Source organism: Neolewinella aquimaris (assembly GCF_014197245.1).
GTDB classification, from domain to species: domain Bacteria; phylum Bacteroidota; class Bacteroidia; order Chitinophagales; family Saprospiraceae; genus Neolewinella; species Neolewinella aquimaris.
In genome coordinates, this window is sequence record NZ_JACIFF010000006.1 from 13,896 (window position 1) to 28,354 (window position 14,459).

Consider the following 14,459-nt stretch of genomic DNA (forward strand, 5'->3'; position numbering starts at 1 on the left):
GCGCGTAACAGCGGTTCCGGCCATCGACTGTGCAGGCTCACGAACGAAGTGAGCTGAGCCGTGCGGTAGCTACCTCACATTTCGAGCTTCGTTTATCGTAAATCATATATCTACTCCCTCATGCAAGTAATAAAAAGATCCGGCGGCCGCGAGGACGTCTCCTTCGACAAAATCACCGCCCGCATCAAGAAATTGTGCTACGGCCTCGATGAAACCTTCGTCGACCACATCGACGTCAGCAAGAAGGTCATTCAGGGCCTTTACGACGGCGTCACCACCGTAGAGCTTGACAACCTGGCCGCGGAGACCGCCGCCTCGATGTCGACCGTCCACCCCGATTACGCCCAATTGGCGGCGCGCATCGCCATCTCGAACCTGCATAAAGAGACCGACAAGTCGTTCAGCGCGACCATGGAAGGGCTCTACAACTACGTGGACCCGAAGACTGGCGAACCGGCCGGTCTGATCGGCGAAGACACGATGACCGTCATCAACAAGCACAAGCGCAAGTTGGATGCCGCCATCATCTACGATCGCGATTTCGAATTCGACTACTTCGGATACAAGACCCTGGAACGCAGCTACCTCATGCGCCGCGACGGTGCCGTGGTGGAACGCCCCCAGCACATGCTCATGCGCGTGGCCGTCGGCATTCACCAGGACGACATCGACGCCGCCATCGAGACCTACCAGCTGATGAGCGAGAAGTGGTTCATCCACGCCACGCCAACGCTGTTCAACTCGGGTACGCCCAAGCCGCAGATGAGCTCTTGCTTCCTGCTGAGCATGACCGACGACTCGATCGAAGGCATTTTCGAAACCCTCCGTCGCTGCGCCCGCATCAGCCAGAGCGCTGGCGGAATTGGCCTGAGCATTCACAACATCCGCGCAACAGGCAGCTACATCAAGGGCACCGGTGGCACCTCCAACGGCATCGTGCCGATGCTGAAGGTATTCAACGACACGGCCCGCTACGTAGACCAGGGCGGTGGCAAGCGCAAGGGCGCCTTCGCCGTTTACTTGGAACCCTGGCACGCCGACATCTTCGAGTTCCTGGACCTGAAGAAGAACCACGGCAAGGAAGAAATGCGCGCCCGCGACCTGTTCTACGCCCTGTGGATGAACGACCTGTTCATGCAACGTGTGAAGGACGGCGCCGACTGGAGCCTGTTCGATCCGGGAGAATGCGGCGGACTCTTCGACCTCCACTCCGGAGAATTCGAGGCGCTCTACCACCAGTACGAGGCCGAAGGCCGGGCGGTAAGGACGGTGAAGGCCCAGGACCTCTGGTTCGCCATTCTCGACAGTCAGATCGAAACCGGTACGCCGTACATCCTATATAAGGATGCCGCCAACAAGAAGAGCAACCAGCAAAACCTCGGTACCATACGCAGCTCCAACCTCTGTACCGAGATTATGGAGTACACCAGTGCCGACGAAGTAGCCGTGTGTAACCTTGCCAGTCTGGCCCTACCCAAGTACGTGAAGGAGGACGTGCGCGAGTACGACTTCCAGAAACTTTACGAGATTACCCGCGTGGTCACCCGCAACCTGAACAAGGTCATCGATCGCAACTACTACCCGATCGAGCAGGCTCGCAACTCCAATATGCGCCACCGCCCCATCGGCCTCGGCGTGCAGGGACTAGCCGATGCCTTCATCATGCTCCGCATGCCCTTCGATAGCGAGGAGGCACGGCAACTGAACAAGGACATCTTCGAGGCGATCTATTTCGCCGCCTGTACCGAGTCCGTTGCCCTGGCGAAGCGCGACGGTGCTTACGAAAGCTACGAGGGTTCACCCGCCAGTAAGGGGCAGCTCCAGTTTGACCTGTGGGGCGTGACCCCCTCCGATCGCTGGGACTGGGAAGGCCTCAAAGCCGACCTCGCCAAGTACGGTATGCGCAATAGCCTGCTCGTAGCCCCGATGCCCACCGCTTCGACCAGCCAGATCCTCGGCAACAACGAGTGTTTCGAGCCCTATAGCTCTAACATGTACACCCGGCGTACGCTCTCCGGCGAGTTCGTGGTCATCAACCAGCACCTGCTCAAGGACCTCATCGGTCTTGGCCTCTGGAACAACCAGATGCGCAATCGCCTGATGCAGAGCAACGGCTCCATCCAGGAATTCGACGACGTGCCGCAGCACCTGCGCGACCTGTACAAGACGGTCTGGGAGATCAGCCAGAAGATTGTCATCGACATGGCGGCCGACCGCGGCGCGTTCGTGTGCCAGAGCCAGTCGATGAATCTCTTCGTCGAGAACGTCAACTTCGGTAAGCTCTCCAGCATGCACTTCTACGCCTGGCAGAAGGGCCTCAAGACGGGCATGTACTACCTCCGTACCAAAGCCGCCCGCGACGCCATCAAGTTCACGGTCGACAAGGACCAGCTCATCAAGCAGAGCGACGACGGCGACGGACAGGTGAAACAGGGCAGCCGCAGCGTAGCGTCGGCTTCAACCGACAAGCTGGCCGTGGTACCCGAGATCAAAGACAGCCGGACGGCTAAAGCCGTCGCTACGAGTGCCGGTGGCTTCGAAGACCTCAGTGCCGCCCAGACCGCAGAAGTGGGCAAGGCGTGTAGTTTGGACGATCCGGACTGTATTGCCTGCTCGGCGTAAGTAGTTGCCGGACGGGGCTTACATAGCTTGCCTCTTCCGCCAACTTGGCAAAAAAAAACCCGCGATGCAGCTGCATCGCGGGTTTTTTCATTTACGCTTTCCGGCTTAGTAGTTCGGATCCTGTGTAATCGTAGCCTCCCCGTTAAGGATCGAGCGGTCGATGGCCTCGGTAGGGATAGGGTAGAACTCATCCTGCGGCGCATCGAAGGTTACGCCACGGAGGTAGACGCGATGCTCCTCCTCGCTGTCGAGGTAAGCGTTGAGGACTTCCGACTGGACGCCCCAGCGCTGCAGGTCGAAGAAGCGGTGGCCCTCCAGTGCGGTTTCCAGCCGAGACTCGAAGCGTACGGCCTTCCTAGCCATGGCCTGGTCGGTCCACGCGTCGTCGTAGGTTGCTACCTTGTAGTTGGCCGCTACCTGGCCGTTGACAAAGGAGTACTCCTGGCGGCTGTTCTCCCCCTGAACGACCTTGGGTACGAAGTCTTCACTGTTACCGGCCCGTTGCCGCAGTAGGTTGACCAGTTCGCGGGCGCGCTCCAGGTTACCGAGTTCTACTTCCACCTCGGCTAACCAGAGCAGAACCATTCCGTAACGCATGATGCGGTAATTGTTGGCCGATAGGTTACCCCAGCCGGTTACCCCATAACCTTCCGGCTCGGCCACGTGCTTCATGGAGGAGAAAGGTCCGGCGTACGATACGTCGCGGATGAAGTCGGTCTGGTGGATCTGAAAGTTCTTATACAGAATGCCCGGCCGGCCGACCGTATGGTCCAGCCGCGGATCCAGTGGGTCGGTGTACTCGGTTTCGTAGGTGACGTCTTCCTGGTCGAAGGTCTCGAGGAAGGGCAGGCCGTCCTCATCCGTCCGGAAGGCGTTGACCAGATTCTGCGAAGCCTGGTAGAAGCCACAACATCCCCACGGGGCAATGTAGGGGTGTGCCAGTCCTACGCCCTGGGTGGCGGCGTCACCGGTTGCACTACTTACCGCGTACTGGACTTCCCAGATGGACTCCTCGTTGTTGCGGGTTCCTACCAGGAAGTTATGGGAAAACTGAGGAGTGAGGTTGTACCGGCCGCTGTTTACGATCTCCTCCAGTAGAGGCTTGGCCTCCTGGAGTTTTGCGACTACGGCGTTACCGCTATCGTCCCAGCCCTGATACACCTTAGCCTTGGCTAGGAAGGCTTTGGCGGCAAAACTCGTGGGGCGACCCACCTGAGGCTGGTTTTCGGGGAGGGCCGCAGCGGCGGCCTCGAAATCCGCCTCAATCTTGTCCCAGATTTTTCCGCCGTTGGGAACCTTGGTAGACTCCACGTCATTGATGTCGTATACGTCGTCGCCCACGTAGATTGGGAATCGCCACATCTTCTGGGCCTCAAAGTGGAACAGGCCCCTGAGGAAGCGCGCCTCAGCGATGATCTGATTGCGGCGTTCCTCGGTCAGCCCCTCTACGTTGCGGGCCGTAGTGATTACGTCGTTCGTGCGCGCTACCCCCTTATACAGTCCGCGCCACTTGTTGCGGATGTGGCCGTTGAAGGAGTTAAAATCGTAGCGCTCGATGAAGGACTGCTCCGGCTGGTCGCCGGCGTCGGTGCCCTTGAGGCCATTGTCGGAGGCAATGCCGCCGAAGACCCAGTTGGTGATGTCATTGTTCCAGGAGGCCTGACCGTCGAGCCCGGTGCCGTCGACCATGGCGTAGGCCCCGATGAGGAGGTTTTCCACCCCTTCGGGAGTTTGGGTTGAGGCAGTACTGATCTGCCCCTGTGGCGTTTTTTCCAGAAATTCCTCACTACAGGTCCATAGGACCATAGCCAGTGCCACCAGGGTGAATATTGCGCGGAAGCTATTCATTACTATTGTGTTTATATCGTGGTTGATTGGGTTCAGGTACTGGACAGCGCCTGAACGAGAGATGGGCTTATTGGAAACTGATGTTAAGCCCGAAAAGCACCGTTCTGGCCGCCGGCATGTAGCCACCGTCAAAACCTATGGTCGTATCGGTGTTAGACTGTATCTCCGGATTGAGGCCGTTGTACTTGGTGATGGTGACCATATTTTGCCCCTGCAGGTATACCTGGGCGTTCGATAGTCCGAGCCGGGAGCCCAGTTCGGTTGGTAGGCTGTAGGTAAGCTGGATGTTTCGGATACGGAAAAAACTGCCGTCCTCGATGAGGTAATCCGATACCTGGGAGCTGATCTGGTCGTTGGCATCCATGATGGGTGAGGTGGCACCGGGGTTGGCGGCTACCCACTGCTCCCGGGGTGCCGTAGGATTACTGGGCTGCCAGGCGTCGTACAGGGCTCGTTGCGAACGGTTGCCCTGGAAGGTGTTGAAGTCGGCGAAGAAGCGGGTGTAGTTGAAGATGTCGTTGCCCTGCGATCCGTTTCCGAAAACGTTCAGTTCGAAATTGCCGTACCCCAGGGTTAGGTTAAGGCCGTAAGTGAAGTCCGGGTGGGGGTTGCCGATGATGGTACGATCAGCGTCGGAGATCACCCCGTCTTCATTGACGTCCACGAAGCGGAACTTACCGGGAGCGTTGTAGCTGCCGTAGGCGGGGTGGGCATCCGCCTCCGCCTGGCTCTGAAAGATTCCGTCGGTCTGGAAACCGAAGAAGGAGGAGATGGGCTGTCCGGCCTGAGTAACCGTCATCGACGGTACACGGGAACCGAATCCGAAGATGCGGGCGTCCGGGTCATTGAGAGCTACCACCTCATTGCGGTAGGTCGAGAAATTGCCGCCGATGCTGTAGTAAAATTGATCCGATCCGCCGGTCCAGTTCAGCCCGAGGTCGACGCCCCGGTTAGAGACCTCACCGACATTGAAGGCGGGCGGGGAAGCGTCTCCGGCACTAAAGGTAATGGGCACCTGGAGGAGAACGTCGGTGGTGCTCCGGGTCCACAGGTCCAGTTCTACGTCAAGCCGGTTGTTAAACATGCTCCCGTCGAAGCCCAGGTTGTTGGAGGTGGTCGTTTCCCACTGCGCCAGGGGGTTGCCGAAACTCGAGGCGTCGAAACCGATGGTGGGTGCGTTGGGGCTGCCGTCGATGGGGTAGCCGGCGTTGAAGATGTTGGAACGGTAGGTCGTGAAGCTGTTGTAGTCACCGATCTCCTGGTTGCCCGTCTGGCCCCAGCCGTAGCGCAGTTTCAGGTCGCTGAATACGGCGCTGAGTCCGGAAAAGAAGGGTTCGTCGGAGATTCTCCACCCGAGACTGACGGAAGGAAAGAAGGCTGCATTGTCGGCCGTCAGGAAGCGGGACGACTGGTCGTAGCGGCCGATGACCTGCACAAGGTAGCGGTCGCGGAAGGCATAGTTGGCCTGGGCGAAAACGCCGAACAGCGAGAAATCCTTGAAGGTGCCGCCGCTGTTGCCGGCCGTGGTCAGGTCGCCGAGGTTCAGGTAGGAAATGATCGAATTGTCTTCGGAGGGGAAGCGCTGGCGGCTGGCGTTGGAGAACTCGCCGAAGCCACTGATCGCCTCCACGCCGGCCAGACCGGAAACCTGGTGATCGGAAGAAAGCTCCCGGCTGTAGCTCACCGTGTTGGTCCACACCCATTCGTACTCGTACGAATCCCCGATACTAAGGCTGTTAATAAAGTTACCCTCTACGTATTCCGGCTGCGGCCGGCCGATGTTGCGACTGCGGCTGGTGTTGGCGTCGAGGCCGAAACTGGTCTTGAAGGTTAAGTCGTTGATGACATCGAATTCCGCGTACACGTTACCGAAGGCGCGCAGGTTATAGTTGCGGTCGTCCTGGTCCCGCGCCAGGACGGCGTAGGGGTTGAAGTTGTTGCCGAGGTTGGCCCCCCGACTGCCGGCGAAGTTGCCCGCTATGTCGTAAACGGGAAGCAGGGGGTGGTGCTTGTAGGAACCGGAGACCGCGTTCTGTTCGCTGTTGTTGCTGTACCCACCCTTGCGGTTGCCGAAGGAAACGGTGAAATTCTCCCCGATCCGCAGGCGGTCGCTGATGGCCGAGAACTGCGTATTGGCCCGTAACGACATGCGCTCGTAGGCCACGAAGCGCGTGATGGCTTCCTGATCGAAGTAGTTCATGCTGAAGGCGTAACGCGCAAATTCAGTTGCTCCGGTGGCGGAGATCTGGTGGTTCTGAATGGGGGCGTTCGAGCGCGTCACCTCATCCCACCAGTAGGTATCGGCCGAGCGGGTGATGGCGTTGATGTTGTCCGGCGTCAGGGAGTACTCATCTTCGTTGGCCGTTTCGGCACCGCTGGGGAAGACGTAATTGGGGATGGTCACCTCCCCGTTCGCTCCGAAGCCGTACTGTCCGTGAGCGGGGTCCTTACCGGCGTACAGGTCGGCGAGGTAGAGGTAGCGCCCCAGCTCCTGCGCGTTCAGTACGTCTATGTCCTGGGCTGCGTTCTGTAGTCCGTAGTAGGTATTATAGGAAACGGTGGGCTTGCCCAGCTTCCCCTTCTTGGTAGTAATAATGACCACGCCGTTGGCGGCCCGGGATCCGTAAATGGAGGCGGCCGAGGCGTCCTTGAGCACCTGCAGCGACTCGATGTCGTTGGGGTTCAGGTTGTTCTGGTTGCGGGTCGGTACCCCATCGATTACGTAGAGGGGGCTGTTGTTGCCCACCGTGCCGTACCCCCGGATGCGTATCGTTGCTTCCCCCCCCGGAGTTGCGTCGTTCACTACGGTAATTCCCGAAGCGCGACCCTGCAGCTGCTGGGCGAAGGTCGTGGCCGGTACGGCCAGCAGTTCCTCGGAACTTACGGTGGCAACGGCCCCGGTAATGTCCCGCTTGCTCTGGGCCGTGTAGCCGGTCACCACTACTTCCTCCAGCAACTCGCCCGAGGTCATGGTTACGTCCAGAACCGATTCGTTGCCGACCAGCGCCTCCTGTGTCGAATAACCGGTGTAACTAAAGATCAGGGTATTCCCGGGTTCCGCTTCGATGGTGTAGTTCCCGTCGAAGTCGGTGACCGCTCCGGAAGTCGTGCCCTTGATCAAAATGGAGGCACCGATAAGCGGATCACCGGTATCGGCGTCGATTACCGTGCCAGTAACCTGGGCGGATAGTAGGTTGGCACAGAGGAAGGAAGCTACCAGTAGCAGGTAGGCTCCCGCCCCGCGAGAAAGTAAAATTCGCATGATCGAGTTAGCTTAGTTGATTAATTCTTATTACAAACTAATGGGTATTCGAACGAATATAGAAAGTTAAAGCACAAAGAAGAAATAAAACTGGATAAAGGGGGTGCACTGCCGAACAATGTAAGTAAATAGAGTGCCTTAATCCACTGCCTGGTTCCATTCACTCGGACACGCTTACCGCGCAAAAATCCCGTAGCGCACCTGCACTACGGGATCTTGCGAATGCCCGATCTTGGAAGGCGGTCCTAGGTGATCGCTGCTTATTTTCCCATCTCCGCACCTGCGTCCCCGCCCTTCGCCTTCGCCCGCTTGTCCTTTTTTACTTTCCGGTGAAACGGCAACTTGATGCCGGCGTATACATCGACGGTCTGTACGCCGTCGGAAAGCACGGAGGAGAGCAACGAGCCGGAACCAAGCAGGAGGGGGCCCAGGCGCATGCCTACACCGAGGGAATTGGGCTGTTCCGTCCGGAAGCTGTAGGGCAGGTAAAGTCCGAATCCGCGCGTCTCCACCCGCGGTGCCAGGGTAAGGGTGGTGGGTACCCCGTTGGAGAGCCGCTCATCGGAGGACATTGGGGAGGTGTAGAGCGCACTCACGTAAAGTTTGCCGGTGAGTCGGTAGTCGACCAGGAGGTTGAGGGCGGTGGGCAGCCCGATGTCGACGGACTCTTCCGCGTAGGTGGCGACAAAGTTCTCGTAAAGTGCGGATTCTGTATCGCCCGCGTCCTCGATGCGACTTACGGGGATGGTGCCCGCCAGCCGGTAGGTATCGGCGTAGGTGTCGTCGTAGGTGATCTTACCGAGGTCCATGATTGAGGCAGCTACCCGGAGGCGGTACGGACGGTAGGCCTGGGTTTCCGTACCGGAAGTGGGGCGCCATTCGTAGACGAGTCCGAGGTCAAAACCAACGCCACCGGCCCGGACGTCGAAGGAAACGTCGTCGTAGTAGAGCTCCTGGGCCCGCCCGAAGGTCACATCGCCGTCCACGCTCATGCGCCCGTTGCCGGCGTCATAACTGCCCGCCAGGGCTTCGCCGTAAGTGTAGACCGCCCCGAGGCCCTGCAGGTACTTGAGCGAAACGCCGGCCTTGAGGACGTGGGCCTCCAGTTGTACGATCTCGGTGCCGAATACCAGTGCGACTTCTCCCCAGGTGTGCAGGGTGGAATGGTGGTCGCGCTGGTCGAAGGTGAAATCACCCAGTTCGTCGAACCCGATCGTCGTTCCCTCCACGAGCTGCCCGTTCATGTTGCGCAGGGTGTAAAGGGAGCGGGCGCGGGTGAGGATTCCCAGGCCGGTGTGCTTGCCGAAGCTCATCAGTAGGGAAGGGCCGAGCACATCCGCGTGGGCATTCAGCGAACGGTCGTCGCCGGGTGTGCGCAGCATCACCTGATCGTTGAGGTCGTTGTCGATGGCCTCCTTGATGTCGGTGGAGTTGAGCTTGAGGTAATCGTTGGCGGCGAAAGCGGCTACGCTGGCCAGGTTAATTTCGGTGCCGGTTCGCGATCCGGCTACGCTGGCGGGGTTGAGGAGCAGGCCGTGGACGCCGGAGTAGTTGTCGACGCTGAGTCCGGGATATCCCTGAGCCAAAAGTGTATTGAGGGTGACGAGACAGGAAAGTAGAAGGAGGAGCATGTATTTCATCGAAGTAGAATGTGTGGGTGAATTTGATCCGTTCATTCCTACTGCTTTCGGATAGTAACCTGCCGTATCTGAGATTTGGGCGGCGGGGCGCGGGAGCTGAGATAAATTGTTAAAAGCTTAGTAACTTGGGTTACCACTTCTAAAATCCTGTATAAACTGGTGACTACACTAACTGACACGCAAATCCTGGCGGATATTCGTTCCGAAGACCCCGCCGCCCTGCGTGCGGTGTACGTAAAGTATCGAGAACCGTGTCTGGCTTTCCTGCGCGGGCGAATTATCAGGCAGGGAGATCCCAACCGGGACGACCTGGCCGTGGAATTATTTACGGATGCCATGATCATAATGGTGAACAACATCCGCTCCGGACGGCTCACCGAGCTTTCGGCGCGGTTGGATACTTATCTAAACGCCGTAGCGCGGAACCTGTACCTAAAACTTAAAACCCGCGGCCGGGAGGAATATCGCGAAGCCAACAAGCTCCCGACGCCGCTTATACTACCCGAGTACGAGATTGACGGTGACGAGGTCCGCAGAATCCTCTACGCCCGAGTTCGCGAACTCGGTAACCGTTGCCGGCAGCTCCTGTCACATTTTTACTTCCTGGACCTTGATTGGGAATCCATCGCGGATATCCTGGGGTACAAGAACGCGGCGTCGGCAAAAAATAATAAAGCCAAGTGTATGGTACGATTGCGTACCCTTTACGGCCTAACCAGACAAAAACAAAGTCCATGAGTCCCCCGGACAATTTAACACCGAAACTGCTGGCCGACATTGAGGCCTATTACGACGGTGAACTGTCCGCCACCGACGCCGGTCAGCTGCGCGCGCAACTTGCCCAGGATGAAGCGCTGTCCCGGGCAGCCGCTTACTGGGAAGCCGTACACCGGCATGGATTATACGGCACCGGTCCGCGAACCACCGAAGCGGATGACGAACTGCGAAAGCTCTTCCACGGCTACGAAGCCGACATAGCCGGTACCGGACACCCCGCATCCGTCGTGCGGAAGCTGCCCGCCCGGCGCTCCTGGCTGGTCATCGCCGCCGCGGTATTGTTGCTACTCGCCGCCGGTTGGTGGCTGGTCGACCGTCCCGACCCCGCAGCCCGCCTGGCCGAGGAAAATTTCGTCTGGCTGAAGCGGGAAGGGGCCACGCTCGGACCCAAGCAAGACGCCAAGCGGGGGCTGCGGGCCTACGACCGATACGATTACGAATCGGCGTACCCCCTGATCATCACGGGAGTAGAAGAGGGGGTGCTCGATAGCCTCAACCTCCTATACGCCGGCGTCGCCGCTTTCGGAGCCGGCGAACCGGAGCGGGCACGCGACCTGCTGCGCGAGTTGCTCGACTCCGGACACTATAGCTCGTTCGACGAGGCCGCCGTGCGGTACTATCTCGCTCTGGCCGAATTGCGCCTCGGAAACGTAGTCGCCGCGCGGGAACAACTGGCGATCGATGCCCCCGCCGACCCGGAATTTTTGCTTCGCCGCAAGTCCCTCCTGCAGCGCATGAATGAACTGAAATAAGGGGCACTAATTGGAGGTGATTAAGGACAACCGTGTCTTTACCACGTGGACGGCCAGGGGTACATCACTGCCGTCGTGCCGCCCGCCGCTCCTCCCGCCACTTCTTGCGCAACGCGCGAAATTCCTCCAGCCGCCCCCGGTTTTTGAAGTACTTGCGGCGTCCGAGACGAAATTTCATCCTGGCCTGGCCGTCCTTGCCGGTGGTCGATACCAGGTACACTTTCCAGCCGGATCGGGCGTATCCCGTTGGATCCGGTGGGGTATCCATGGTGCCCCGCCCGATGTTGCGCAGGGGCAGGGAAATGAGCAGGTCCGGCCCGGTATTCAAATTGTATTCGCCCTCGATGAAGGCCTGAATGCCGGTCGATTGCACCTCCAGCCGGGGGAAGGTTGCCCGCGCGCTATCGATGCGTATTTCACCCGTCAGTGGAGCAAACCGCAGCGTTTCAAACCGTTTTTTCATCAGCGCTTTACGGCCGATGGACATCAGCATGGGCCACTCGATAAATTCCAGATCGGTTAGGGCAAAGTTGATGGTACCCTGGGTGCTGTCGGTCACGAGGCGTTGCTGCGCCTCATCCAGCTGGCCGTCGAGAAAGCCGCTCATGGACAGGTTGCCGCGCAGCTTGCCGATGTTGTCCGGCAGGGCAACATCGAACTGGGCGAGTACCTCGATGAGCTGCTCCATTACTAAGGAATCGGTATGGAACTCCAGGGTGAATGGCGACTGCTCACGGTCGTCGAGGCCGTAGCTCGCGGCAAACTGCACCCGCCCCTCCCCGAGGGTAAATCCGGAATCCTCCAGGATAAGCCGGGTTGAATCCTGGAGCCGTAGCCCACTGTAGAGCTTGAGCAGCGGCGTATCGTCGCCCGCCCAGAAGGTGTCGATGGCCAAACTGAGGTTCGGTCGGAACGTGTTGAAGACGCCCCCGGTGGCCGATACCCACGATTGCAGGTCGAAGGCGGCCGTATCGCTGTTCTCGGGGATAACGTAATTCCGCAAATCAGACCAGTAGAGGCTGCCCGCGGTCGCGTCGGTTCGTACACTGAAGGTACGTCCGGTTTCGGGGTAGAGAAAACCCGTAAGCCGGTCCAACTCGCCGCTCATTTCCACCAGTCGCTGCGTGGAATTCGACTGCAATTGCAGCAAATAGCTCGCCCGTTCATCCGCTATATCCACGGCGAAGTGGCGCACCGGTACGTAGACCTTCCCCGGCCGGTACTCGATGCGGCTGCTGTCGATCCGCAACTGCATGTGGCCGGTTCGCACGAGTTCCTCCATATCCGCCGGGGTGCCGATCAGGTCAAGGTCGATGGTGAATCGCCCGCTACCGAAGAAGAAATCTTCCGCCCTGAACAGGGAGTTGACCAGCTGTGGATCGCCGCGGAGGCGGGTGTGGCTCTCCAGCCCGAGTGGTCCGGGGGCGTAGGTGAGTTCGCCGGAGAACAGGCGGTTGCGGCCGTCGTGAAAGATGAGGCTACCGGAATTGTGGTCGGGAGAGATGCCCACCGTATCCTCGATGATGCCCTGGTGGGCAAAGTGAATCGTCAGGTCATCGGGCAAGGTGTCGAGTTCCGCCGGCAATGTGGGACCGAAGTAATCCAGCGTCGGGCGCAGCCGGTTCAGGTTCAGGTGGTCGGCCTGCATCATGAGCTGGAAGGGAGTCCGTTGCCGCTCCCCCAGATCGAGCCGTGCCCCGAAGGCCAGATCGCTGCCCGCCCAGTTGAAACTGGTCCGGTCGAGTACCAGGGTGTCGGAGGAAAAATGCATTCCGGTACGCACGTCGGTAAGCGTAAATACGTCGTAGTACCCGACCGTGTCGAGCCGGACATCGACCGATGGACGGAAGGTGCGCTGCAGACCAAGTAGGGCAGTCTTCATCGATTCCACCTGTTGTTCCTCCTGGCTTACGGTATCCGTGGGGAAGTAACCCTCCTGCCCGAAGAAGGACCGAAAGTCGGTCCAGTTGATGCGGGGAGCCAGCAGGGTCACATCGGTGCGGATCTGCTGCCCCGGCCGGTCAAAGAGGAGGGGCGTAAGGTTATCGATGTTCCCCATCAGCTCAAGGGCGACGCCGGTCGGCAGTGGGCTGCTCTGAATATGAAACCCAATATCCTGACCGCTCTTCCCGACCTGAATATATGCAAAGGGGAACCGCACGTCCGCCGGCCTATACACCACGTCAAGGTCGCTAAACCGCAGCAGTCCGTCACTGGATGAAAGGAGATCCTGCATCGAGGCCAGCAGGGAAACGTCGGCATCCGTTGTGAACGCGAACCGCCCCCGGTCGAAGAAAAAGTCGCGGTTCTTAAGGCGCTGACTTACCGCCGCGGCGGGTCCCGTCACCCGTACCGGAGCCAGCAGGCGGGTGTCCACGTCGCTGGACGTGACCAGGGCATGGGGCATGGTGATGTGTAGACGGCCCTGGTAGGCACTGACGCTATCGATGTCGAAGCGCAGGTTCTTGCGGCTGCCGGGGGTGCCGCCGTAGGCCTCGTCCAGCCGGTTTACGAAGTGGCCCGTTGCGGTGGCCCGGGTAAAGGCATACTGTTTCAGCTGCACGTCCTGCCCCGTGAGGCGAAAATCGATGTTGACCTCCGGGTTCTCGCCCCGCTCGAAGGTGCTGACGATCTCGGCGCGGACCGGAAAGCGTCCGGCAATAGTGTATTCACTCAGCTTTTCCTGCAGTTCGGTGGGGAGGAGGGTGCGCGACACGGCATAGTCCGTCGAGTCGTTGCTCAGTAAGATGCGGTTCGGCTCACCCTTGCGGGGGGCAATCGACGCTTCGACGTTAAAGTACTGATCCCCGAGCTTCAGTCGGGTGGGGGCCACGTCCCATCCGCGGTCATCAACACGTACGTCCAGGTCACCGCTCACCCGGCTGTCGGTCAGATAGGCACCTTTATCGGTGTTGAAGGCCAGACCGGCCACGTGCAGGTCAATATCGGTACACAGATCTACGCCGCCCCGGGGGGCACGCCGGCCGATTCCTTGTACGGAGTTAAGGTGGGCTTCCAGATGTTTTCGGCGTGGGGCGTGTAGGTAGGTCACGGCGAGGTCCTCCAGTCGTAGCGTCAGTCCGTCCCACTTCAGGTGAAATTTGGGCGGGGACGCCCCGATAGCTATCGGGGCAGTAGATTCTCGGGAAAAGAGCAGGCCTGAATTGGTATTGCCCAGTGAGTCGGTTTCCAGGTGGAATGTTCCGTGGCTTAGTTCAAGGTGCTGTAGTTCCACCGTATCGTGAAGCAATTGGGCGACAGAAAATTCAGTGCGAAAGCTCTTCAACGAGATTAGGGGCGGTACTTGCGTCGGTCGCAGGGAGTCGCGCACCACCAGGCTATCGACCGTTACGTGAACCAGGGGGAAGGAATCCCACAACCGCACGTCCACTTTCCGAAAGGCTATTTCGAGGCCGGCCGTGGGAAGCAGGTCGTGGAGCAACTTTTCCTCGTGGGTGTTGAGGTATCGATCGAGGGCAAAGACCAGTCCGACCGCCACGAGCAGAATCAGGGTGAAGAGCGCGGCGGTCCAGAGCAGGATCTTTTTGAGCATGGGGT

General features: G+C 59.3%; 7 protein-coding genes. 3 read left to right on the forward strand and 4 right to left on the reverse strand.

Annotated features, from left to right (window positions below):
• Positions 1-120 precede the first annotated feature (120 nt).
• Positions 121-2,622 (forward strand): ribonucleoside-diphosphate reductase subunit alpha, encoded by a 2,502-nt coding sequence (locus tag GGR28_RS11800; protein ID WP_183496007.1) that lies wholly within the window; start codon positions 121-123, stop codon positions 2,620-2,622.
• Between the two features lie 105 nt (positions 2,623-2,727).
• Here GGR28_RS11800 and GGR28_RS11805 read toward each other — a convergent pair whose 3' ends face one another.
• The 3 genes from GGR28_RS11805 to GGR28_RS11815 form a co-directional block, all read right to left on the reverse strand.
• Positions 2,728-4,470 (reverse strand): RagB/SusD family nutrient uptake outer membrane protein, encoded by a 1,743-nt coding sequence (locus GGR28_RS11805; RefSeq protein ID WP_183496008.1) that lies wholly within the window; start codon positions 4,468-4,470, stop codon positions 2,728-2,730.
• 67 nt (positions 4,471-4,537) lie between these two features.
• Positions 4,538-7,732 (reverse strand): SusC/RagA family TonB-linked outer membrane protein, encoded by a 3,195-nt coding sequence (locus GGR28_RS11810; RefSeq protein WP_183496009.1) that lies wholly within the window; start codon positions 7,730-7,732, stop codon positions 4,538-4,540.
• A gap of 260 nt (positions 7,733-7,992) precedes the next feature.
• Positions 7,993-9,363, reverse strand: a complete 1,371-nt coding sequence (locus tag GGR28_RS11815; RefSeq protein ID WP_183496010.1) for a DUF5723 family protein — start codon at positions 9,361-9,363, stop codon at positions 7,993-7,995.
• Positions 9,364-9,531: 168 nt separating this feature from the next.
• Here GGR28_RS11815 and GGR28_RS11820 point away from each other — a divergent pair, with 168 nt between their 5' ends.
• Both GGR28_RS11820 and GGR28_RS11825 read left to right on the forward strand, forming a co-directional pair.
• Complete coding sequence (locus tag GGR28_RS11820) at positions 9,532-10,110, forward strand: RNA polymerase sigma factor (RefSeq protein WP_183496011.1); 579 nt, start codon at positions 9,532-9,534, stop codon at positions 10,108-10,110.
• Positions 10,107-10,901 (forward strand): hypothetical protein, encoded by a 795-nt coding sequence (locus tag GGR28_RS11825; protein WP_183496012.1) that lies wholly within the window; start codon positions 10,107-10,109, stop codon positions 10,899-10,901. The genes GGR28_RS11820 and GGR28_RS11825 overlap by 4 nt, the downstream gene beginning before the upstream one ends.
• A 64-nt stretch (positions 10,902-10,965) precedes the next feature.
• Here GGR28_RS11825 and GGR28_RS11830 read toward each other — a convergent pair whose 3' ends face one another.
• Positions 10,966-14,454 carry an AsmA family protein gene (locus tag GGR28_RS11830; RefSeq protein ID WP_183496013.1) on the reverse strand — a complete coding sequence of 1,163 codons (3,489 nt, stop codon included), beginning with the start codon at positions 14,452-14,454 and terminating at the stop codon, positions 10,966-10,968.
• Positions 14,455-14,459 lie beyond the last annotated feature (5 nt).

What these genes read in the sequence shown, in the direction of transcription:
- GGR28_RS11800 (WP_183496007.1), top strand. Translation starts at nt 121, where the DNA reads ATGCAAGTAATAAAAAGATCCGGCGGCCGCGAGGACGTCTCCTTCGAC.
- GGR28_RS11805 (WP_183496008.1), bottom strand. Translation starts at nt 4,470, where the DNA reads ATGAATAGCTTCCGCGCAATATTCACCCTGGTGGCACTGGCTATGGTC.
- GGR28_RS11810 (WP_183496009.1), bottom strand. Translation starts at nt 7,732, where the DNA reads ATGCGAATTTTACTTTCTCGCGGGGCGGGAGCCTACCTGCTACTGGTA.
- GGR28_RS11815 (WP_183496010.1), bottom strand. Translation starts at nt 9,363, where the DNA reads ATGCTCCTCCTTCTACTTTCCTGTCTCGTCACCCTCAATACACTTTTG.
- GGR28_RS11825 (WP_183496012.1), top strand. Translation starts at nt 10,107, where the DNA reads ATGAGTCCCCCGGACAATTTAACACCGAAACTGCTGGCCGACATTGAG.
- GGR28_RS11830 (WP_183496013.1), bottom strand. Translation starts at nt 14,454, where the DNA reads ATGCTCAAAAAGATCCTGCTCTGGACCGCCGCGCTCTTCACCCTGATT.